General features: G+C 51.6%; 2 protein-coding genes. Both read right to left on the reverse strand.

Going from position 1 to position 25,940, the window contains the following annotated elements; all coding sequences use genetic code 11:
- Window positions 1–13,398 (reverse strand): amino acid adenylation domain-containing protein, encoded by a 13,398-nt coding sequence (locus NO352_RS11710; protein WP_289355733.1) that lies wholly within the window; start codon window positions 13,396–13,398, stop codon window positions 1–3.
- On the reverse strand, window positions 13,399–25,938 hold the full coding sequence (locus NO352_RS11715) for a non-ribosomal peptide synthetase (protein ID WP_289355734.1): 12,540 nt from the start codon (window positions 25,936–25,938) through the stop codon (window positions 13,399–13,401). It abuts the gene before it with no gap.
- Between the last annotated feature and the right edge of the window lie 2 nt (window positions 25,939–25,940).

Here is a 25,940-nt window from a genome sequence, read left to right on the forward strand (position 1 = left end):
TTAGTTAAGGAACGAGTGAAGCATATGGTGCGCTACGGCCTCCACATACGGCAAATCCATCATTGTGTGATGCTCACCTTCAACATAATAGACATCTACACCATGCTTTGCCAGCGAGTTCCAACCCATTGTTTCCTCCTGATATGCTGCACTTTCGTCATGTATACGAATCAACGTCAATCGGCCATTATACATCTCAGGCTTGTAAGCTGTAGTCGCTATCGAATTATCACGGTATACTTGGAGCAAAGTTCTAACATGTTCCACTGTCATATCCTCAGCAGCGATTTTACGCTTCTTCGCCTCAGCCAACAACTCATCTAGCTGCCTATTCGGTTCAACCTGCTGCAGTTCGCCTAATGGAAGGTCGATAAGTTTGGACCACAGCTCTGCATCGCTGAGTGCCATATCCTCATCCTCATCGGCATATTTAGCCGGAGTATCCAGTAAAACAAGATCAGAGATCACTTCTCCCTGCTGCACAAGCTGACGAGCCATCTCGAAAGCAATCGTTCCGCCAATGGACCAGCCGCCAAGCCGATAAGGTCCATGTGGCAGTACAGAACGAAGCTCGGTGATGTAATCGGCTGCCATATCCTCGATAAGTCCTGTTCTTTCCCCGTTTAATGCCCGAGACTGGAAGGCATAAAATGGCTGATCGCTCCCCAGATGCTTGGACAGCGTCGTATAGCTAAGCACGAGGCCACCCGCCGGATGGACGAAGAAGATTGGAATCTGCGTCCCCTTCGGCTGTAGCGTGACAAGTGTCGAGAACGGTGCTTGCGTATCGCTGTATAAAATTTCCTTGGCCAATTCGGCGATTGTCCCTTTTTCAAGAACAATACTGATCGGAAGCTCGCAGTTGAATTGCTGCTTGATTCGAGCAATGGCTCGAATCGCAAGCAAGGAATGTCCGCCTAGATCGTAGAAATGATCATGGATTCCTACATCACTTACTTGCAGCATGTCCTCAAAAATCTGCTTCAGCTGGAACTCTGTCAAGTTGCGTGGTGCTGCTTGTACCGTGTTCCCTTCAAGGAGATGCTCGTTAGGCATCGGCAACACTCGGCGATCCACCTTGCCATTCGCCGTAAGCGGCAATTCATCCAACAGCACAATCGCAGACGGAATCATATAGGCCGGTAATCGCTCTTTCAGCGCTTGCTGCATATTTGCTATGTCGACATCGGCTTCATTTTCAGCCACAACATAAGCAATGAGGCGCTGCCCGCCCGCTTGATCTTCACGGGCAAGTGCAAGTGCGTGTTTCACCCCATCCTGCTGGGCAAGCGCAGATTCCACTTCTTCAAGCTCGATGCGGAAGCCGCGAATTTTCACCTGATAATCGGTGCGACCTAAGTATTCAATATCACCGTTCTGTACATATCTCGCCAGATCTCCTGTCCGGTACAGCCGTTCTCCAGCTGCAAACGGATTCGAGATAAACACAGCATCGGTCAGTTCCGGCTTGTTCCAATATCCACGCGCCAGACCTCTTCCTCCAATGTACAGCTCGCCAGGCACGCCTGTCGGCACGGGCTGCATATGCTTGTCCAGGATGTACACTTGCGTATTGGCAATCGGACGTCCTATTGGAACTTCGCTGTATGTCGGCCCTCCATTCTCATCCGGCACTGGTGCACGGAATGCCGTGCTGATGACTGTCGCTTCCGTTGGGCCGTACGTGTTGTACCACGCCACGCGTCTACCTGCAAGCTGCTGCCATTCCGCGAACCGCTCCGGCGATGGCCGCTCTCCGCCGATGATGACCGTGCGAATGCTGCTCGGCAGCGGAGCCCGCCCTGCTGCCAGCTCATTTACCCACTCATGCCAATATGCTGTCGGCAGGTTGAGCACACTGAGCCGCTCTCTTTCAATAAGCTCCGTGAAGCCGGATATGCTGAGCAGGCGCTCCTCCGGCATGACTAATGCTGCGCCGCACAGCCATGTCGGGAACAGCTCTTCAATTGCAGCATCGAAGCTAATGGTCGCGAATTGAAGCACACGGTCTGCTTCGGTCAGCTCGTACAGCGACACCGCACTGTGATTGTGGTTCACCATGGCAGCGTGCGTAACGACGACGCCTTTCGGCTGTCCGGTTGAACCTGATGTGTAAATCACGTACGCCGCGTTCTCTTCGCCTACTCCGCTTATAACTGCATCCGCCGACTCCTTCGCAATTGCCTCCCAATCGGCATCCAGCCGCACGATCGTCGCCTCATGCTGCGGCAACTGCCGAATGAGGCGCTCTTGTGTCAGCAGCAGCGGCATGCACGCATCTTCGATCATATACGCAATTCGCTCTGCCGGATATGCGGCATCAATCGGGACATAGGCAGCGCCGGACTTCAAGATGCCTAAGATGCCGACCGCTAGCTCTGTAGAACGCTCCGCACAGATGCCGACCAATACTTCTGGTCCTGCGCCCAGCTTCCGCAAATAATGAGCCAGTCGGTTGGCGCGCTCGTTCAGCTCCCCGTATGTGAGCATGTCTTGTCCAACGACGAGCGCCGTCCGCTCTGGTGCAGCGAGCGCCTGTGCTTCGATGAGCTGATGCACACAGCCTGACGGGTACTCTGCCATCGTCTCATTCCAGTTCAGCAGCAACTGGTCTCCCTCGGCATCTCCAAGCATCGGCACTTCTACAACCAGCCCATCTGGATGAGATGCGATGCCCTGCAGAAGATTGCGCAAGTGCAGCAGCATCCGCTCCATGTCGGTGGAAGAATATCGCGTCGTATCGTAACCAATCTGCAGCTCCAGCGCATCCCCAGGCACAGCAGTCAATGTAATCGGATAGTTCGTTCGTTCGAAAGACTGTACACCAAGCAGCTGCACGCCTCCAGTCTCGTTAGCTGTGTCAGCTTTCTGATTGTCTTTTACATCAGCTAAATCAATCTCTGCTGGATGTCCTGCTTCATCCCCTGCACGAACTATTCTGTCGTTTTTATCTATAGCAGACCTATCCATGCTTCCCGGCTCCGATATCGTAACTTGAATCGGATAGTTCTCATATACGATAATGCTGTCGAACAGCGGTGTTCCTTGCGGCATATCACTCCACGACTGAATCTGACTAAGTGCCGCATATTCGTACTGCTGCTTGTCCGTCTGCCAAGTTTGCAGGTCGCACAGCCAGGATATGACGTCCATATGAGCCGATATCTTCGTTCTTACAGGCAGTGTGTTGATGAACAAGCCGACGATTGTCTCAACGCCCTCCAGCTCAGCAGGCCGTCCTGCGACAGTTGCTCCGAACAGCACATCGGATTCTCCGCTATAACGGCTTAGCAGCAGCCCCCATGCACCTTGTACAATCGTACTGAGCGTCAACTGATGCATGCGCGCCAAGCTGTTCAGCGATGCAGTCAATGGCTCATCTACATACAGAACAACCTCTGCAAAGCCAGATGATTCAACAGCTGTTGGTCGATCCAGCGGCAATTGTATAGGCGCCTCGATACCGGACAAATAGGTTGTCCAGAACGATTCCGCCGCCACTTGATCCTGTTCATGCAGCCAATACATATAATCCCTGTAGGAGCGAACCGCCTCCAATTGAATTTCCGTGCCTGTCACAATGGACTCATACAGAGCGAAGCACTCCTGAACGACAATCGGGTTGCTCCATCCGTCGAGCAGCAGATGGTGGAACGTCCATACGAATTTGACTGTATTGGCATCTAAGTGAATAATGGCCATACGCATAATTGGTGCCCGAGTAAAGTCAAAGCCAGTTCGGCGATCTTCCTCTAAAAATAATTGCAGCTTGCGTTCCTGTTCATGTGCAGACAGCATGCTCCAATCCAGCTCATTGAACGGAACAGAAAGGTCATCGACCAATATCTGCACCGGATGATCTAGCCCCTCCCACTCAATGCGAGTACGAAGCACTGCGTGCCGCTCCATAACCTGTTGCCACGCCTGCACGAACGCCATTGCCTGGAATCTGCCTTGCAGCGTGAAAGTGTTCTGCTCACAATACATTCCTGAATGCGGCTCCGCGAGGGAGTGGAATAACATTCCCGCTTGCATCGGAGTCAGCGGATACAGATCACGGATGTGTTGATCCTTCGCATACAATTGATCAAGCTGTACTTGCGGCAGCTTGGCCAACGGGAAGTCAGACGGCGTAATTCCGCCTGCCTGAGGTTGACGGCAATGATCGATAATAGTATGAAGAGCAGACAAGAACAGCTCCGACAGTTGTTCAATCGTTTCAGCACGGAAAAGATGTTCACTGTACATGAAGCCAAGATGAAATTCGCCATTCGTAACCATTCCAGCAATGTCCAGCAGATAGCGTCTAAGCCCATGCGAACTGCTGTCAAGTGCCGTTTCCTCATATGCGCTCGCCAACAGCGTATCAGCGGCAACGCCTTGATCGATCTGTCCCAAATAATTGAACATAATCAGCGAATCTGGACGCAAGTCCATTAACTGGCGAACTTCTTCATCTTCATTAACATAGCGCAGCAGACCGTATCCAAGCCCCCGCTGTGGAATATTCCGCATGAACTCTTTAACACGCTTGAGTGTGAACTCGACACTCTCTGCTGCAAACACTTCAAGTCGAACCGGGAAGACCGAGGTGAACCAGCCAACTGTACGTGACAAGTCGAACTCTTCGAATATATCTTCTCGACCATGACCTTCCATATCAATTTGCAGTATCATTTGCCCTGACCACTTATTGAAGGCAAGGAGCAATGCAGTCAGCAGTACATCATTAATCTGAGTACGATAAGCAAGCGGCACCTCCTGCAGCAATGCCTTCGTCTCCTCTGCAGATAGAGAAATATTGACAGTACGGGTCGAGCTAACTGTATTCAGCTTGCGTGCAGCTTCAACATGATCGATCTCCTTCATGAACGGCATATGCAGCTCTGTGCCGTCATTATGACTCGACCAATAATACAGCTCGCGTTTAACTGCTTCAGATTGCGCATACTCCTTCATGCGGGCTGCAAATTGGCGGTATGACGTCGTTTTGGGCGGGAGCTGAACGGGTTCATTTTGAAGTAACTGCGCATAAGCCGTCTCCAGATCTTCCATCACAATCCGCCATGACACTGCATCTACTGCTAGATGGTGAATGACGATGAACAGTCTAGCAGCATCGTGTTCACCGCAATCAAACAGAGCTGCCCGTATAATCGGCCCAGCTGTCAGATCGAGACTGGATTGCAGCCGTGCGGTCTCTGCTTGGATGGCAGTCAGTCTGCGATCTTCTGAGCAATTCGACAGATCTACCCACTCTAATGGCATATCAGAGCCAACAGGAGCAGACACCTGCTTCCAACCGTCACCCACTGGAATAAAGCGAAGCCGCAGCGCATCATGCTGCTTCAGCAAATGAGCTATCGCCTGCTCTATGGCGTGACGATTTACCGGAGGACGCACGGACAACAGCATCGATTGATTCCAGTGATGCCGATCGATCATTTCTTTGTCGAAGAACCAACGCTGAATTGGCGTCAATTCAACTTCTCCCGTTACTTCCACTTGCTCTGCCACCACTACTTTTTCCTTAGCTACTGCCGCCAATTGTGCAATTGTCGGGTTGTGGAATACAAGCTTAGGTGTCAGATGCACTCCTGCTTGACGTGCACGCGATACAATCTGCATGCTGAGAATCGAGTCCCCGCCCAATTCGAAATAATTGTCATGTATGCTTACCTGCTTCACACCCAATACGTCTGCCCATACTTGAGCCAGCGTTCTCTCTATCGCATTGCGTGGCGGAGCATAAGGCTTGCCGGATACGAGGCGCGCATCCTGCGGAGCAGGCAAAGCTTTGCGATCCAGCTTGCCGTTAGGCGACAGCGGCATCGCCTTCAAGAACGTATACGATGCTGGAACCATATAATCAGGCAATATTTCCAGCAGGTAGCTGCTGAGCTGCGCAGCCTGCACTTCTTTAGCTTCTTCTGCGACGACATAAGCAACGAGACGTTTATGCCCAGGGGTATCTTCCCGTGTTACGACGGCCGCTTCCTTAATGTTCGGATGTGCCGTAAGCACACTTTCAATTTCCCCAAGCTCAATGCGGAACCCGCGAATTTTAACCTGATGGTCGATACGCCCCATATATTCGATCACACCGTCCGGCATATATCGTGCCAGATCTCCTGTCTTATATAGACGGGATTGCATCGAAGGATCAAATGGATTGCGAATAAACTTCTCTTCCGTCAGCGCCTCGCGATTCCAATAGCCGCGCGCCAGCCCAACGCCGCCGATATGCAGCTCCCCAGGCACCCCGATCGGCACAGGACGAAGCTCCTGATCGAGCAAATAGATCTGAATGTTCGCAATCGGCATCCCGATCGGAACGGTCCGCAATGCCGTATCCCGGCGGCATGTCCAGTGCGTAACATCGATAGCCGCTTCTGTAGGGCCGTACAGATTGTGAAGCTGTGCGTCCAGCTTGGCAAAGAAGCGCTCCTGATAGTCATAGGAAAGTGCTTCCCCACTGCACATAACCTGACGAATCGTAGTGCAATGCTCAACACCTTCTTCTTCCAGGAAGGCCTGCAGCATTGATGGAACGAAGTGCAGTGTCGTAATTCGTTCCTGACGAATAAGATCACGCAGATATGCAGGATCACGGTGTCCTCCAGGTGCAGCAACGACAAGCGTAGCTCCCGTCATTATCGGCCAGAAAAATTCCCATACGGATACATCGAAGCTGAACGGTGTTTTTTGCAGAACACGATCTTCTGATGTAAGCTGATATGCCTCCTGCATCCAGAGGAGCCGGTTGACAACAGCACGATGAATATTGACGACCCCTTTGGGCCTTCCGGTTGAACCTGATGTATAAATGATGTAGCACATGTTGTCAGGAGATACCTTGATGTTCAGCGGTGCATCGCTCTCTGCTGCAATGTACTGCCGCTGCTCATCCATGCATACGGCTTGTCCTGCATATTCAGGGATCCGCTCAAGCAAGTGACGCTGCGTAAGCAGCAGTGGTGCGTTCGTATCCTCGAACATGAACGCAAGCCGATCATGTGGATAATCCGGATCCATCGGCACATATGCGCCGCCAGCCTTCAATATCGCAAGCAGACCAACCACCATATCGATCGAGCGCTCCATACATACTGCCACAGGAACCTCTGGACCGACACCTTTTCGCTGCAAATATCGGGCAAGCCGATTTGCTTCGGCATTCAATTCGGCATATGTCAACACCTGTTCCTCATAACGAAGTGCAGGCAAGGCAGGCGTACGTTCCACCTGCTGCTCGAACAGATGATGAATGCATTGTTCCAGTTGATATGGAGCATCTGTCCGGTTCCATTCGGTAAGCAGAAGCTGGTGCTCTTCTTCGCTCAGCATAGTCAGCACTTGGACAGGCTGCTCTGGATGACTGCACATGCCTTGCAGCAGCACGATTAGATGATTCAACATTCTTGTAATCGCGCCAGCTTCGAACCGCTGCTGGTCATATGTAATGACTAAGTCGAATCCATTATCAGGAACGACGAGCAAGGTAAGCGGATAATTCGTCTGCTCGAACAGATACATCGAACTAACCGTTAACCCGCCTGCATCACTGCCTTCACTGTTTCCGGCACTGACCGGATAATTTTCGAAAACAAACAAGCTGTCGAACAGCGGCGCTCCTTGGGCGAGCTCACTGCAGTTCTGAATCATCGACAACGGGCTATATTCGTATTCCCGCTGTTCCACCTGCTTCGCCTGCACATCTTGCACCCATGTCAGAATCGTCTCATCGTCTGGCACATGAATCCGAACAGGCAGCGTATTAATGAAAATGCCCATCATCGACTCCACGCCGATCAGATCAGCAGGACGACCCGAAACAGTCGCACCGAACACGACATCCTCCTCGCCACTGTATCTTCTCAGCAAGAGTGCCCATGCACTTTGCACCAGCGTATTGGGTGTTACTTGGTGCTGCCGAGTGAAGGCCTGTATATTGTCGTTCAATGTAGCAGGCAATGTGATCTTGATGCTGCTGAACTCTCCCTGGGACTCAGTATTAGCCGGAAGCAAGCGGTCTACTGTCAAAGGCGTAGGCGCATGAATGCCGTGCAAGGAATCGCGCCAGTACTGCTTCGCCCGCTCCATATCTTGCTGCTGCAGCCAGCCAATGTAGTCTCGATACGGTCGAACCTGCTCGAATACGAGCTCCACAGGCTGCTCTCCCGAGCGGACAACTGCCTCATATACTTGCAGCACTTCTGCAATCAAAGCATTCATGCTCCATCCGTCGAGCAGCAGATGGTGATAGCTCCATAAGAACAGCGAACTCTCATCAGTGAGACGAATCATCGTAATGCGCATTAACGGCGCCTCCGTCAGCTTGAAGCCTCTTATTCGATCCTCACGCAAGAATGCTTCTGTCTTCGCCTCGCGCTCCGCCTCTGTCCATGTCCGCCAATCGTAATATTCGACCGGAACAGTTACATGGTTGTACACAACTTGATGCGGTTCATTCAGTTCCTCCCAGTAAAAAGCGGTACGTAAAATGGAATGCCGTTCGACAACCCGATTCCATGCCTGCTCCATCGCCGCCGGATGGAAGTCTCCCTGCAGTATCCAGCTCATTTGTTCAAAATATGCGTGTGAATCCGGTGTGAACGCTGCGTGGAACAACATGCCTTGCTGCATTGGAGATAATGTATAGATATCCTCGACACCTTGACCAGTGCCGGCCAGCTGATCGAGCTGCTCTTGCGTCAAGCGTGCAAGCGGAAAGTCAGACGGTGTAACTCCGCGTGATTCCGGCAAACGGCAATGTGCAATAATAGCGCGTAGTTGTTCCATGTACAGCACGGCAAGCTGTTCTATACTTTCACTCAAGTACAGGTTCTCACTATATGTCCACGTCAGCCGCAGCGAGCCTCCTGCAACAAGTCCGGTAATATCAAGCAGATGGGCCCTTTTCTCTTGCAGACTCTGTTCAGATCCAGTACGTTCAGGAGCTTGTCCGAATAGACCGTCCTCCCCGCTGCTCAGCACTTGATCGAATTGTCCCAAGTAGTTGAAGCTGACCTGCGGTTTCGGCAGCGCTTCGAGCATTTGTGCCTGCTCCTTGCTGCCCATATACCGAAGCATACCGTATCCGATCCCATTATTCGGCACCAGACGCAACTGCTCCTTCACCGACTTCAGCTCGGCACCGAGCTCTCTTTTGCTGCTTCGCTCCAGAAGCACAGGATACATCGAAGTAAACCAGCCTACCGTCCGTGACAAGTCAACCTCATCGAACAGCTCTTCGCGTCCATGCCCTTCCATATGAAGCAGCAGCTTGTCATGCCCTGACCAATCTGATATGGCAAGCAGCAGCGCAGTAAGCAGGACATCATTAATATGAGTCCGGTACGCATGCGGAACGTCCTGCAGCAGCATCTGTGTCTCTTCAGGCGGAAGCTCCACCATAATATCCTGTGTCGTCGCATTCATGTTCTCGCCATGTATGAAGTCGACAGGCAGTGATGGGATGTGTTTGCGTTTCTCATCAAGCCAGTAGTCCGCCTCTATTAGCACCTTATCTGAGGTTGCATATTCGGCCAGCTTTTTCGCCCAGTCACGGAATGCGGTAGTCTTCGCTGGAAGTCTAATCGACTCACCTGCTGCTACATTTTGGCCAATTCGATATAAATCCTCCATCAGAATTCGCCAAGAGACACCGTCCACGCCGAGATGATGGATGACGATGAGCAAGCGGCCTGCTTGGTCTGCGCCCAAGTTGAAATAGACAGCCTGCAGCAGTACACCTGCATTTAGATCGAGACTTTGCTGTGCTTCCGCTGCGATGCGCTCGATCATAGCTGTCTGCTCTTCTGCACGCAATCCACTTACATCTACGCAAGTAAATGGAACTTCTTCGGTAACGCCCGCATTATATTGCTCCCAACCTGCATCTCCAGCTGTATATTGCAGGCGCAAAGCATCATGATGATGGATTAGCTGCCGAACAACTTCACGCAGCATCTGTTGCTGGACGGATGGATGAACAATAAACATCATGGACTGATTGAAATGATGGTGCGCTTGCATCGGTTGGGAAAAAAACCAGCGCTGAATTGGCGTAAGCGGTACTTCTCCGGTTACGATGCCCTGCTCTGCCTCCACGCCTGCCCCTTCACGAATTTCTGCAGCCAAATCGGCAATTGTCTGATGCTGGAACAGCATCTTAGGTGTAAGCTGCAATCCACTCTGCCGAGCACGGCTGACAATCTGGATGCTCAAGATCGAGTCTCCGCCCAATTCGAAGAAATTGTCGTGGATGCCCACCTGCTCTACGCCAAGCACATCTGCCCATATGGCAGCAAGCTGCGCCTCTTTGGCTGTGCGCGGCGCCACATAAGCTTGCGTCTCCACTGTAAACTCTGGTTCAGGAAGCGCCTTGCGATCCACCTTGCCATTCGGGGTAATTGGCAGTTGCTCCAACATGACGAAGGCGGCTGGAACCATATATTCAGGCAATTTCGTACGCAAGTAAGTACGAAGCTCTGCTGTGAATGCACTGTGTGCATCGTGTTCTTCCGACACTACATACGCAACCAGTCTCCGATCGCCTGAACGTACCTCTTTCACAAGCGCGACCGCCTCTTTAACTGCAGCATGCTCCGTTATCGCTTTTTCTACTTCACCCAGCTCGATTCGGTAGCCGCGAACTTTCACTTGATCATCTGCACGCCCGATAAATTCAATCGCACCAGCTGCGTTATACCGTGCCAAGTCGCCCGTGCGGTAGAGCAAGCGTTCAGGCTGGAACGGACTTGGAACGAACTTCTCGGCGGTAAGCTTCGGCTGGTGCAAATATCCGCGTGCCAATCCGCTGCCACCAACGTAGATTTCACCTGCAACGCCATCAGGAACAATCTGCATATGCTCACCCAGCAAATAAATTTCTGTATTGGCTATTGGATGGCCAATGGAAGGAAGATGAAGCTGACCCCCGTTCGCAGATACAGTCGGAACGTGACCTGCAATGGCAACGACTGTCGACTCTGTAGGTCCATAATGGTTCACAAGCTGAAATGGCAGGTTGTCTGCCGGAAATAAGCGCAGTCGGTCTCCACCAGTCAACAAATACCGCAGTGCGCACGGTGCAGGCCAATCTAACGAAATAACCGCTTCGGCCATCGGAGTCGGTAAAAAGCTGAGCGTAATTCCGCTTTGCACCATCCAGTCACGCAGTCCAATTGGATCGGTTCGCAGCTCCTCGTGCGGAATGTAGATGGAAGCTCCCGCTGCTAATGTCGGCCATAACTCCCATACAGAAGCATCGAATGCAGGCCCTGCGAACAATGTCGCCCGATCCGCCGCGGTCATCGCATATTCGTGTATATGCCATTGCACCAAATTCATTAGACCAGCATGCTCGATCTGAACGCCTTTCGGTTTCCCTGTCGAACCGGACGTATAAATAACATAGGCCAGTTGGCTTGGAGAGGTGCATAAATCAGGCGGAACTTCGCCTTCCTCTTCGGCATACGCGGCTATATCATCGATCCATACAATTGTTGCATCTGAATGCTGCGGAAGATGAGTTTGTAATGATTTCTCTGCTATCAACACTGGAATTCGAGCGTCTTCCATCATGTAGGCGATCCGCTCCCGAGGATAGTTCGGGTCAATAGGCAAATAAGCACCGCCTGCTTTCATAATGGCTACTATAGCAATAACTTGTGCCGCCGACCGATGGGCCAACACTCCAGCAATTGTCTCCGTACCTATGCCGAGCTTGCGCACATGATGGGCAAGCTGGTTCGCACGACGATTTAATTCACGATAAGTCAATGTAATCTGTCCGTCTACGACAGCGATCGCATTAGGTGTCAGTTCAGCATGAGCGGCTATTCGTTCGTGCAGACTTATCAAGCTTGCATCGCCCACCGCGCTAGTCTGATTGCGTGCAACGAGCAGTTCATGAACTTCTGCATCATCCAGCAGCGGCAATGTCCCGATTGGGCTGTCCGGATTGGCCGCAATCCCTGCGAGCAGATTGTTCAGATGACGCAGCATGCGCAGCACGGTACTCTCATGGAAAAGATCAGTATTATACTCCATCTGTGCTACTACACCGTTGTCCCCTGTATCAAAAATCATCAGCGTAATGTCAAACTTGGCGCTCCGGCTATCAAATGTATATGGTTCGACGACAAGCCCACCAGTCCCTACACTGGAGCGGTCTGAGACCTGTGCCTCATCCATCGTGAACATCACTTGGAACAGCGGTGCATGACTGACAGAGCGCTCCGGCTGCAGCGCATTGACCAATCGTTCAAACGACAAATCCTGATTGGAATACGCCTCCAAAGCTGTCCTTCTCACCTGCTTAAGCATCTGGCGGTACGTCGGGCTTCCGGATAAATCGCCACGCATAACGAGCGTGTTGACAAAGAAGCCAATTAATCCTTCTACTTCCGACATGCCCCGATTCGCAATCGGTGTGCCGACAGATAGATCATGCTTGCCCGTATACCGATAAAGGAAGATCTGGAATGCTGCCAGCATCGTCATGAACAGCGAAGCCCCTTCCTTGCGGCTTAATTCCCGCAGCGGCTTAACGATATGCTCACCAATATGTAGTGAACGAATATCCCCGCGGAACGTCTGAACCGCTGGACGCGGACGATCTGTTGGCAGCTCCAACACATGGTCGGCGTCCCCCAGCTTATCTGTCCAATAGTCCAGTTGGTGCTGCAATTCGGTCTCTGTCAACCATTGGCGCTGCCAGATCGCATAATCAACATATTGAATCGGCAGGTCAGGCAGTGGAGAGGATTGCCCTCCCGCATAAGCTTCATACAATAACAGCAGCTCCTGCTGGAACACCGTCAGCGACCAGCCATCGAACACAATATGATGGAAGGTGACAAGCAGGATATGATTGTTATCCCCAACTGTAATAAGCAAGCCGCGCAGCAGCGGCCCTGTTGCCAGATTAAACGGTTTTCCCGCCTCTTCGTTGACGAGGCGCTGCGCTTCTTCTTCCTGGTCCAAGCCCACTTCTGCCTGATCAGACAGATTCACCTGCATCAGCGGGAACTGCCAATCTGCTTCGATAGGTTCAACTACTTGCACAGCACCGTCCGCTCTCTCCATGAAGCGAGTTCGCAATGCCTGATGCCTACGTACAATCTCCGTCAAGCTGCGCTGCAGAGCGGATATGTCAAGCTTGCTTCTAAAGCGAAGCGAGAACGGAATGTTATAATGGCTCATGTTAGGCTCAAGTTGATCCAGCAGCCAGAGGCGTTGCTGTGCATAAGAGAGCACAGAACCATGCGGATCAATCGGCTGCGGAGTAGGAGACGGCCTTATGGCCGCCTTCCTCTCTGCTAATTTTTTGACAAGCATCTGACGTTGTTCGGGAGTTAATGAGGCCAACCGTGTGTTCATATCGCTCATCTATTCATTCTCCTTGTCCGCCGCTTGCTCTGCCAACATTTGAAGCAGCTCCTCTTCGGAAATTCCATCCAACTCCTTGAGAAGCTCGTCTAGCATAGCAGTGCCGGCTTGTTCTTCCTGTGCTTGCTGAATTGTCGCAACAAGTGATGCTACTGTAGGCGATTCGAATAATGCTGCCAGTGGAACCTCGACCTGAAAGGCATCGCGTATTCGCGAAATCAAACGAGTGGCAAGCAAGGAATGACCGCCCAATTCAAAGAAATTGTCTTCAATTCCGACCCGCTCGATGCCCATTACTTCTGCCCAGATTGCCGATAATTTCTCCTCCGTCGGATTGCGCGGTGCTACATAGCTTCGCTTCAAATCAAGGTGAGAAATCTCGGGAGCCGGAAGTGCTTTGCGGTCTACTTTGCCGTTGCTGGTGAGCGGGAATGCATCCATGAGCACAAATGCCGCTGGAATCATATAGTCGGGCAGTCTGTTAGCGAGATGGGCTCTAAGACTGGCTACTGTGATGTCTGCATCCTCGGTAGTCAGATAGGCAACTAACCGCTTGTCTTCCTCTCCGTCTTGACGAGCCATTACCGTTACTTCACGTATGGAGGGATATTGAGCCAACACGGACTCAATCTCACCCAGCTCAATACGGAAACCGCGAATTTTAACCTGCTCATCGGCGCGCCCTACATATTCAAGCTCTCCATTTGCCTTCCAGCAAGCCAAGTCCCCACTCTTGTACAAGCGTGCCTCCGTTAGTTGGCTGAACGGATTCGGAATGAATCTTTCTGCGGTTAATTCAGCTCGGTTCAGATAACCTCGCGTCACACCAGCTCCAGCAATATACATCTCCCCTGTCACACCAACAGGCACAGGCTGCAGTGCACTGTCCAGCACATAAATGTGCAAATCGGGAATCGGCTTGCCGATCAGGCTTCCACTTGCTTCGTGCACATCCTTCATCGTAATCGGTCGATAGGTGACATGGACCGTCGTCTCGGTAATGCCATACATGTTGACTAACGTCGGATAGTCCTCTCCATGGCGCTCGAACCAAGGGCTAAGTGCAGGCAGATCCAATGCCTCACCGCCAAATATGACATAACGAAGCGCTAGGTCCGCAATTCCCATTTGCTCCTCTGCACGAATCAGCTGTTGGAAAGCGGATGGCGTCTGATTCAGCACCGTAACCTGTTCCGCTGCAAGCAATTGATAAAACTCATCCGTTGCACGGCTCGTGTAATAGGAAACAACAACTAATTTTCCACCGTACAGCAGTGCTCCCCACATTTCCCAAACTGAGAAATCGAAGGCATACGAGTGGAACAACGTCCATACATCCTGTTCATGGAAACCGTACCAAGCCTCTGTTGAAGTAAACAACCGCACGACATGCTCATGGCATACGGCAACCCCTTTTGGCTTGCCGGTTGAGCCTGAGGTGTAAATAACATAAGCAAGATTGTCTGGAGCAGCCGTTGTGCCCAAGTTGTCACCACTCTCCAGCGCAAGCTCGTCCTGTATCGCATCCAGACAGATCATCCGTACTCCAACTATTGGCAATGAATCTTGGTGCTGTGCTTGTGTCAGCACCAGCGGTGTCTCCGAATCTTCCAGCATAAAGCTGAGACGTTCTGCCGGATACACCGGATCAAGCGGCACGTAAGCGGCTCCCGCCTTGAGAATGCCAAGAATGGAAACTATCAGGTTGTGCGATCGCTCCATGCACAAGCCGACCATCGTTTCAGGGCCTGCTCCTTGCTTCTGTAAATAACGAGCGAGACGGTTCGCTTGCTCGTTAAGTTCAGTGTAGGTCAGTGCATGTTTCTCATAAACAACAGCAATGTTGTCTGGTCGTGCTGCGGCCTGCTGCTCGAACCATTCGTGAATGCAGCGAACGTCCGCAGCTGGTATCGAGATCGGTTCTGCAGGCAGCAGTTCATTGCGCTCAGCTTCAGTCAGTATCGGCAGACGAGCTACAGTTTGGCTCCAATCCGCTGCTAGACCGGTTAGCAGTGCAGTCAGATGCCCCATCATACGACTGATAGCATCGTCCCCATAACGGGCCGTATCATAAGCAATACGCAAGGACAGCTCTTCCCCTGGGACTGCGGCCACCATCAATGGGTAATTCGTCTGGTCGATTGTCTCAGATGACGTAATGACTACTCCTTCACCTGCTTGCTCAGCTGGCGGCCCAATCGGATAATTCTCGAACACGACAATCGAATCGAATAAGCTGATTCCGCGCGGTACTTCACTCCAACTCTGAATTTTTACTAACGGACAGAATTCATATTCGCGCTGCTCGACCAGCTGATCTTGCAATCTTCTCAGCCAATTCTGAGCTGCTTCATCAGGGTTGACTTGCACGCGCACAGGAAGCGTGTTGATGAATAATCCCACCATCTGCTCTGAGCCTTGAAGATCCGCTGGTCTTCCTGCGACCGTAGAACCGAACACAACATCCGTCTCACCTGTATATCGATACAGCAAAATGGCCCATGCGCCTTGCACGACTGTGTTCAACGTAACATTATGCTGACGCGCCAACTGCTGCAAGCGTTGAGTCACTTCCTTAGAGAGCAGGTGCTCGACATCCTTATTGCCAGCAGCTTCCGCTGTCTGTGAGCGCTCTACAGGCAGCCGTATCGGCGCAGTGAATCCTCTTAACTTGTCCGTCCAGAACTGCTCCGCTTCATGTTCATCTTGCTTGTATAACCAAGCGATATAGTCGCGATACGGTCTTCCGGCAATCAATTCAAGCGGCTGCTTGCTGCAGAGCGCATGATAGATGGTAGCCAGCTCACCGAGTATGATCGGTGTGCTCCAGCCGTCAAGCAGCAGGTGATGGAACGTCCAGATGAATTGGCAGCAATCGTCAGACAATCGGATCATAGCCATGCGCATAAGCGGCGCATTATCCAGAACGAACCCTTTCACCCTATCTTCTCGTAAAAATTCAGCAACCAGAGCGGATTGCTCCTCTGCCCCGTACCCACTCCAATCAAGGTCAGTGAACGGTATCGTGACGCGCGGATAAACGACTTGATGCGGTTCAGATATTCCTTCCCACAGGAAGGCTGTCCGCAGTATCGGGTGCTGATCGCACAGCATCTTCCACGCTTGTTGCCACGCCTGCCGATTCAAACTGCCTTGCAGCGTGAAACTAACCTGCTGAATATAGACGCCGGATGACGGCGCATAGATCGAATGGAACAGCATCCCCTCTTGAGCCGGAGCTAAGCCGTATGCATCCTCAATCTGTTCTGTATTCGTCAGGTGGCGGTCAATCTCTACTTGTGACAGACGGGCAAGCGGGAAGTCAGAAGGCGTAAATTTACCTGCTTCCGCTGATTGGCAGTGTGCGATTAGAGAACGCAGTGACTGCGCGAAATGCACAATCAGTGCATGCATCTCTTCTTCACGGAATAGATTGCTGCTGTAAGATAAAGTCAATTGCAGTTGCCCTTCCACAATGATTCCCGCTACGTCCAGCAGATGGGCGAGCGGATCGGACGGATTCTGAACGACTCCATAATCTTCCGAAGCTGCACCGAATATGCTTGCTGCCTCCTTCTGCAGCTGATGGAACTGTCCCAAATAGTTAAAGCTGATCTCAGGCGTAGGCAGCGATTGCAGCTTGGCTCTCAGTTGTTGATCGTCCGACAGATAACGAAGTACACCATACCCTAATCCGCGCTCTGGGACTTGACGAAGCTGTTCCTTTATGGAGCAGAGTGCTTCACCCAGAGCTGTATCCGGAGCGAGCTCCAAGTACACTGGATATATGGATGTAAACCAGCCAACGGTACGGGATACGTCCACTCCATCCGCAATCTCCTCTCTGCCGTGGCCTTCCATATGGATCAACATCGAAGATTGACCTGTGAATTGGCGCATTGCCAGCATCAGAGCAGTAAGCAGGACATCATTAATCTGTGTGCGATATACTGCCGGCACCTGCTGCAGCAGTGCCTGGGTTTCCTCTTTCGTTAGTGCAGCCGCTTCAGTACGGGACGATGCTGCTGTGTTCAGCGATCTTCGGTCGTTGTCCGTCAGATGAGCATCGACAGGCAGTGAAGCGAACTCCCGCTCCGTCAATGCAAGCCAATACGAGGCCTCCTTGCGTGTCTGTTCCAATTGCGCGTATTGCTGCAGCTGCGCGCTCCATTGCTGGAAGGAAGTTGTCTTCGGCTGCAGCTGTGGCGTAATACCTTGGCACGCCTGTGTGTACGCCTCTTCGAGATCTTCCAGTATAATGCGCCACGACACCGCATCAATGACCAGATGGTGAGTGACAATCAGCAATCGAGACGGCTGATTAGCCCCAAGATTGAATAACACTGCACGCATGAGCGGCCCATGTTCAATGTTCAAGCTGCTCTGCACAGTTTCCGCCAATAATGTAATTGCTTCAGACTGAGCTGATTCCGAGAGCTGCGACAAATCTTCGGTTGCGAGGATGACCGTTTCGTCCAAGCCAAGATTATCCTGTCTCCAGTCCTGAGCTTCCTTCATGAAGCGCATCCGCAATGCATCGTGATGGGCCACAAGCGCTTGTATTGTCAGCTCCAATGCTTGCACATGCACAGGCTGCTGTACAGTCAGTATCATCGCTTGATTCCAGTGATGTCTATAAGCAAGTGGCTGCTCGAAAAACCACTGTTGTATCGGAGTCAACTCTACTTGCCCAGTAACCAGTCCTTGCTCCGCTACCGTACGCTCAGACCATTCGGCAACTTCGCTGAGCTGTGCTACCGTAGGATGTCCGAAGATCATCTTTGGTGTTAAGCGAATGCCTTCGCGTGATGCACGGGACATCACCTGTATGCTCAATATCGAATCCCCGCCGAGCTCGAAGAAGTTGTCATGAATGCCAACCTGCTCAAGACCGAGTACCTCTTCCCATATAGCTGTCAAGCTGCGCTCTACCTCATTGCGCGGCGCGACATATGAGCCCGCATTCAACATCTGTTCCCATGCAGGTGCAGGCAGTTGCTTGTGATCTACCTTGCCGTTAGCCGTCAGCGGCAGGGCATCAAGTGTGACGAAAGCCAGCGGCACCATGTAATCAGGGAGCCGTTCCTGCAAGTAGCTGCGGACGGAATGGACTGCTCCGTCATGCTGGTCATCCTGCTGTTTCTGATGCAGCACGATGTATGCAACCAATCGCTTATCACCTGGACGATCCTCACGTACGACGACGGAAGCCTCTCGTACTGCTGCATGCTCCGCAATGGCCGCTTGAATTTCACCAAGCTCAATGCGATAGCCGCGTATTTTCACCTGATCATCATTGCGTCCGAGAAATTCAATATCACCGCTTGGCAGATGTCTGGCAAGATCTCCTGTTCGATACAGCCGTTCTCCTTGTACAAACGGACTGTCGATGAACCGCTCTGCCGTCAGATCGGGACGGTTCATATAACCGCGGGCAAGGCCCTCACCGCCAACATACATCTCGCCTGGCACTCCTTGCGGAACCGGACGCAGCTTGCGATCCAATATATATACCCGTATATTGGCGATCGGTCGGCCGATGGATGGAGCACTCTCGCTAGGTGACTTGCTGGACTGCGTCGGAACTTGACAAGCCGTGGCAACAACAGTCGATTCCGATGGGCCGTAGTGATTATGCAAGGCAAACGGCAGTGTATCTGGCGGATATTGAGCAAGTCGATCACCACCAGTCAGGATGGCGCGCAGCTTGCATCTATCCGGCCACTCCAGCGTCAGCATCGGCTCAGCAAGCGGCGTCGGAATGAAGGAGAGTGTAATCTCATTTTCGAGCAGCCAGTTGCGTAAAGCGACCGGATTCAGTCTCGTCTCTTCATTTGCAATATAGATGCTGGCTCCTGCCGTTACATAAGGCCACAACTCCCAGACGGAAGCATCGAAAGCAACACCTGCCAGCATTGTTGCCCGGTCGGCTGCCTGAACGTCATATGTCCGGCGATGCCATCCGATTAGATTCATCAAGCCGCGGTGCGTAATCTCTACCCCTTTCGGCTGACCTGTCGATCCGGAAGTAAATATGACGTATGCCAGTTGATCCATGCCAGCTGCTGGAGGAAGCTGGACTTGAGCATTTACAGCTTCTTCTGCAGCTTCAGATCCTCCATTCACTTCAGCACCGTCACCCACTTCAGCCTGCAGTTCCTGTTCTACCACTACGATACGCCCAGCGAATGGAGGCAGCTGCTCACGTACCCGCTCTTGCGTTAGCAGTACCTTCACTTGCGATTCGGCGAGCATGTATGACAGGCGTTCCTGTGGATAAGTCGAGTCTAGCGGCAGGTAGGCCCCACCTACCTTCCAGATGCCAAGCATACCTGCTACTGATTCAATAGAACGCTCCATGCAGATAGCTACAATATCGCCACTTGCAACACCATTTTGAATGAAGCTGTGCGCTAATCGTTCAGCCATGCGGCTTAACTCGCCGTAAGTAACGGCTTGCTTCTCAGATACAATCGCAACAGCGCCCGGCTGTATCCGCACCTGCTCTGCGAACCATTCCGCAACAGTCTTGTCAAGCGGGAGCTCGGTATGAGTGCTGTTCCACTCCACCAATGTCTGCTTGCGCTCCTGTTCAGAGAGGAGCTGCAGATTGCCAATTTTCTGTGCTGGCCGATTCGCCATCTCCTGCAGCAGTGTTCCTAGATGTACCAGCATGCGCTCTACGCTAGAAGCCGTAAACAGCTTCGGATCGAACAACACTTGCAGTTGCAGCTCATCGCCAGATTCCGCAACCAAGGTGATCGGATAGTTTGTCTGTTCAGACGTGTGGAAGCTGTGCAGCTGCAGCGCATCCGGATGATCCTGCTCCGGCACATCCTGCACCGGATAGTTCTGGAAAACAACAAGACTGTCGAACAACGAAATTCCGTTAGGCACATCGCTCCAGCCTTGCACTTGAGCGAGCGGGCTATACTCGAATTGGTGGCGAATAGCGACCATCTGCTTGTTAAGCTGCTTCAACCACTGTTGAACGGGTTGCTCTTCATCGACCGTTACACGCACCGGCAACGAGTTAATAAATAAGCCAATCATTGATTCGAAGCCCGGTAATTCCGTCGGTCGTCCAGCAACCGTCGTGCCGAATAGCACATCTTCTTCGTTCGCATAGCGACTGAGCAATAATCCCCAAGCACCCTGTATTAAGGTGCTTATTGTCAAGTCATAATGCCTTGTCATTGCTTGCAAGCGTGCTGTTGCCTTTGCAGAAAGTGTGTAAGTCACTTTCGTCTCGCCTTGCTCTTGCTGTTCACCTTTGCGACGCTCAATCGGCAGGGCTGTTGGAGCAGCGAAGCCGCTTAGCTGCGTACGCCAATAAGCCTCCGCTGCTTGCATATCTTGCCTTTGCAGCCATGCAATATAATCCCGATAGGCTGAAGTAACGGGAAGCAATTGAATCTCCTTCCCTTGAACGAGCGAATTATAGCTTGTCAACACTTCGCCAAGTAATGTAAGCACGCTCCAACCATCCAACAAAATATGGTGAAAGCTCCAGACGAATTTGTACAGTTGCTCTTCTGTACGAATGAGCGCAAATCGCATCAGCGGAGGTGCTGCAAGATCAAATGTCCGTTCCTTATCCTGCTCAAGAAGCTTCTCCCACTGAATTGTTTGCTCTTCCTGTTCCATGCCTCGCCAATCCTGATGTTCAAACGGCACTTGAAGTGAGCGGAGTACGAACTGGTGTGGCTTGTCCACGCCGTTCCACATAAATCCGCTGCGCAATATCGAATGGCGATCGAGCACTGTCTGCCAAGCTTGCTCGAATGCATCTATGTTCAGCTTCCCTTGCAGAGCGAAGCTCGACTGCTCAAAGTATAGCTGCGAGTCTGGCGAGTATATGGCATGGAACAGCATCCCTTCCTGCATCGGCGAGATCAAATAGATATCTTCGATCTGGCGATAGCTGGCAAGATGCTCATCCAGCTGTTCCTGGGTCAAAGCCGCCAGCGGGAAGTCAGAAGGTGTAAAACGGCCCGCTTCGGCTGACAGGCAGTGAGCGATAAGCGCGCGCAGCGCAGTAACATACTCGCCAGCCAGCTCCTCTATCGTCTCGCTCTTATACAAATCGCTGCTGTACGACCACGTCATATGCAGCTTGCCGCAGACGATCATGACGTTGATATCGAGCAAATATGTTCTTTTATTCGCTGTATGCAATACAGAACCCGACGATTCGGTGGCGATGCTGAATCTGCCTTCGCCATCTCCTGGCTTCTGTTGTTGATTCGTCTGTTCCAAATAGTTGAAGCTGATTGCCGCCTGCGGTAAATGACGCAGCGCCTCTCTACTCGCCTCATCACCCAAACAGCGCAATATGCTGTATCCGATACCGTTGTTCGGAATCGCAGCAAGTCGCTCCTTTGTACGAATAATGGCATCCCCCAGCTTAGCTGCTGTAGAACGATCGATCTCAAGGTAGATCGGATATACAAACGTAAACCAGCCAACCGTTCGTGATAGGTCAACACCATCCATTAATTCTTCTCGGCCGTGCCCTACCATATCGATAGCAACTGACTCGGATTGGGTCCACTCCGCTATCGTGTGAGCAAGTGCCGTTACAAGTACATCTCTAAGCTGTGTACGATATGCGTTTGGAACTTCTCTTAAAAGAGACTGTGTCTCCGCCTCACTGAGTTCAACTGCTATAGTTGCGGTTGAAGCTTCTGTATTTACCAGCTTGTCTGTTCGCGAATCTAGCTCATAATCGGTCGGCAGAGCTGCTATTTGTGAAGGCGAAGCTTCTACCCAATTGTTCACTTCATGCATAAGTGCGCCCGATTGTGCATAGCTGACAAGCTGCTCAGACCAATGCTTGAACGAGGTTGTCTTCGGTGGGAGCACCGCCTGTTCTCCTTTTACGAACGCTTCATAGACGGTTTGCAAATCTTCCAACAGGATACGCCAAGACATACCATCAACGACCAGATGATGAATCGTAATGAGCAAATGAGCTCGTTCTTGGCGGCCAAGATCGAACAACACAACTCTGATCAGCGGCCCATTCAAACTTAGACTTTGTTGATATTCCTCAGCCTTGTACTCCAGCACTGCTTGCTGCTCGTCTGACGGTACATGTGACAGATCCACCCGCTCAAACGGTGTTTTCTCAAGCCGATCACCCATGTGCTGCACCCAAGTTGAATCCTCTGTCAGCGTATAGTGCATACGCAAGGCGTCATGATGCTCGATAAGCCGCGCTACCGCTTGCTCCATCGCAACGACATGCACCGGCTGTTCGACTGTAAGGAACATCGCTTGATTCCATTGATGGCGATTCGTAATGTCTTGCTCGAAAAACCACTGTTGATTCGGAGTTAGCGGAACCGGCCCTGTTACCATGCCTTGCTCGTTTGCGGATATCCCAGCTGACTTCGCCACAGCAGACAGTTCCGAGATGGTGCGATGCTCGAAGATATGCCGCGGTGACAACGATAATCCAGCCTGAGCTGCCTTCGAGACCACTTGGATAGACAGAATCGAATCCCCGCCAAGCTCAAAGAAATTATCGTAAATGCCGACACGATTAACCCCCAGCACTTCAGACCAGATGCGGCAAAGAGTTTCCTCAACGCCATTACGCGGCGCTACATACTCCTGTTCTCTAGTTAATTGAGAGAAATCAGGCGCTGGCAGCGCTTTGCGATCAACCTTTCCGCTCGGAGTAAGAGGAAGCTCAGGCAATATGACTATGGCAGCAGGAACCATATATACAGGCAGCCGCTCCATCACATAATGACGCAGTTCGCCATTTTCCAAGTGCTCCTCTTCCCGCAGCACCACATAAGCAACCAGTCGATTGTCACCACGCTGATCTGCATGCGCAATCGTAATCGCATGGCGCACCTTCGGATGGCGCAGCAGTACAACCTCGATCTCCTCCAGCTCAATGCGGAAGCCGCGGATCTTCACCTGATAATCAACCCGTCCCCAGAATTCAAGTTGACCATCATGCAGATAACGACCAATATCCCCGGTGCGATACAATCGTTCTCCGTCTTCAAATGGACTCGGAAGGAATCGCTCCGCTGTCAGTTCTGGCCGATGAAGATATCCTTGGGCCAATCCTGCCCCGCCAATATACATCTCACCGGGCACCCCAATCGGTACCAGATCCTTGTTCTCATCTAAGATGTAAATACGGGTATTCGCGATAGGTCTGCCAATCGGAATCTCTTCGTAAACAAGCTCGTCATCTGAACTTGCATCAGTAGCACGATATACTGTGCAGCTCACAGTTGCTTCGGTCGGTCCATAGGTGTTATACCATGCCACTTGATTGCCAACGATACGCTGCCAATCAGCAAGCCGTTCCGGTGATGGACGTTCACCACCGACAATAACGGCGCGTACCGTTGATGGCAGCGAGATCGTCCCTTCTGCCATCTCGCTTACCCATTCATGCCAGTATGCTGTAGGAAAGTTAAGCACCGTTATCTGATGCTGCTCCACCAGTTGACAGCATTCGGCCGGACTCATTAACCTTTCCGGCATCATGACGAGAGCTGCCCCGTGAATCCATGTCGGGAAAAATTCTTCGACAGCCGCATCGAAGCTAATCGTTGCAAATTGCAATGCGCGATCCGCTGCTGTCAATTCAAAATGCGCTGCTGCACTTAGATTGTGATTAAGCATCGCTCGATGCGGAACGACAACGCCTTTCGGCACCCCCGTGGAACCTGATGTATAAATGACATAGGCAGGATGATCTCCAGTTACATCGGCTTCCAATTCTTCGCCAGATTGGGCAGAGATTGCATCACGCTCTGCATCAAGACAAATCACTGTCGCACTATTCACTGGCAATTGCGATGCAAGATCCGTCTTCGTCAGCAGGAATGACATCTGTGCATCGTCGATCATGTATGCAATGCGCTCCTGTGGATACGCCGGATCTATCGGCACATATGCAGCACCCGCCTTCAAGACACCCAGCAGCGCTATCGCCAGCTCCACTGAGCGATCGCAGAACAGACCAACCAGCTTGCCCGGACCTGCCCCTAGCTGGCGCAAATAAGCTGCGACTCGGTTCGCTTGGCCATTCAAGTCCCGATAAGTCATCGATACAGCCCCACATACGACAGCCAATGCATCAGGAGTGCGTTCTGCTTGCTCACGTATAAGCTCGTGTACGCAGCCACTTGCGTCATAATCAATAACTTCGCCAGCAGAGATCGCAAGCACTTGTTCACGATCCTCAGGCGTAAGGATAGGAATGGATGCCAACGCCTGTGTCGATGAAGCAGCCATCGCCTCAAGCACCGTATGTAAATTCGCTATCATCTGCTGAATCATGTTTTTGTCGAATATGCTGCGATCATATGAAATGGATAGTTCCAGAAAATCGCCAGGAACTACACTTATCGTGAGCGGATAGTTTGTCTGCTCTTCCGAATGAATCCTTGTAATCATATTCAGCAGGCCGCGTTCTTCTTCCTTCGTTTGCTGAATGGGATAGTTCTCGAACACAATAATACTTTCAAAGAGCGCTTGACCGCGTGCTACCTCACTCCACGCCTGTACATCGGACAGCGGGCAGTATTCATAATCTCGAATGCTCGCTTGAAGCTCCTGCAATTGTTTTAAATACGATATGGCATCCATCTGCGGATCAGCGTTCACTCGCACAGGCAGCGTATTAATGAACAGACCGACCATTGATTCAACACCTGGAAGATTCGCGGGACGACCGGAGACAGTAGCTCCGAAAATTACATTTTGCTCCCTCGTATATCGAGATAGCAGCAACCCCCATGCCCCCTGTACGAAAGTGTTGAGTGTCAATTGATGCTGACGCGCCAAATTGCGCAGTTCATTTGTTACGTTTACAGATAACGCAGTACCAATTTCTTCGTATCCGCTGTTCCCCTTTATACGGCTTGGAGGCAGGGAGGTCGGTGCGCCGACCCCCTGCAACAAATTTCGCCAGAACTGCTCCGCTTGCTGCACATCCTGCTTCTGATTCCATGCAATGTAGTCCCGATATGGACGGATGCCGGGCAATCGCAAGTTTTGTCCTTGAATAAATGCGCCATAGAAGGCGAACACTTCCCCCATAACGATGGAGATGCTCCAGCCGTCCAACAAAATATGATGGAACATCCATACGAACTGGTAACAATCCTCTTGTAATTGGATAAGCGACAATCGCATCAGTGGTACTTCAGATAATTGAAACCCTTTGCTGCGGTTATCGCGTAAATAGGCATCAAACCGCTCCTGCTGCTGATCTTCTATCATTCCGCGCCAATCGTATTGCTCCAGTGAAACGTGAAGCTGATCATAGACGACCTGCACAGGCTTCTCGATATCTTCCCATACGAAACCGGTACGTAAAATGTCATGGCGTTCGATGACTTTGTTCCACGCCTTCTCGAATAAAGCGACGTCAATTGCACCTTGAAACGTACAACTATAGGACACAACGTAGACCCCAGAATCAGGGGAATAAAGCGTATGAAAGAGCATCCCCCGCTGGGTAGGGGAAAGCGCGTATATATCTTTAATGTTTGCAGTCATCG

This window comes from Paenibacillus sp. S-12 (assembly GCF_030363895.1).
Classification (GTDB): Bacteria; Bacillota; Bacilli; order Paenibacillales; family Paenibacillaceae; genus Paenibacillus_B; species Paenibacillus_B alvei.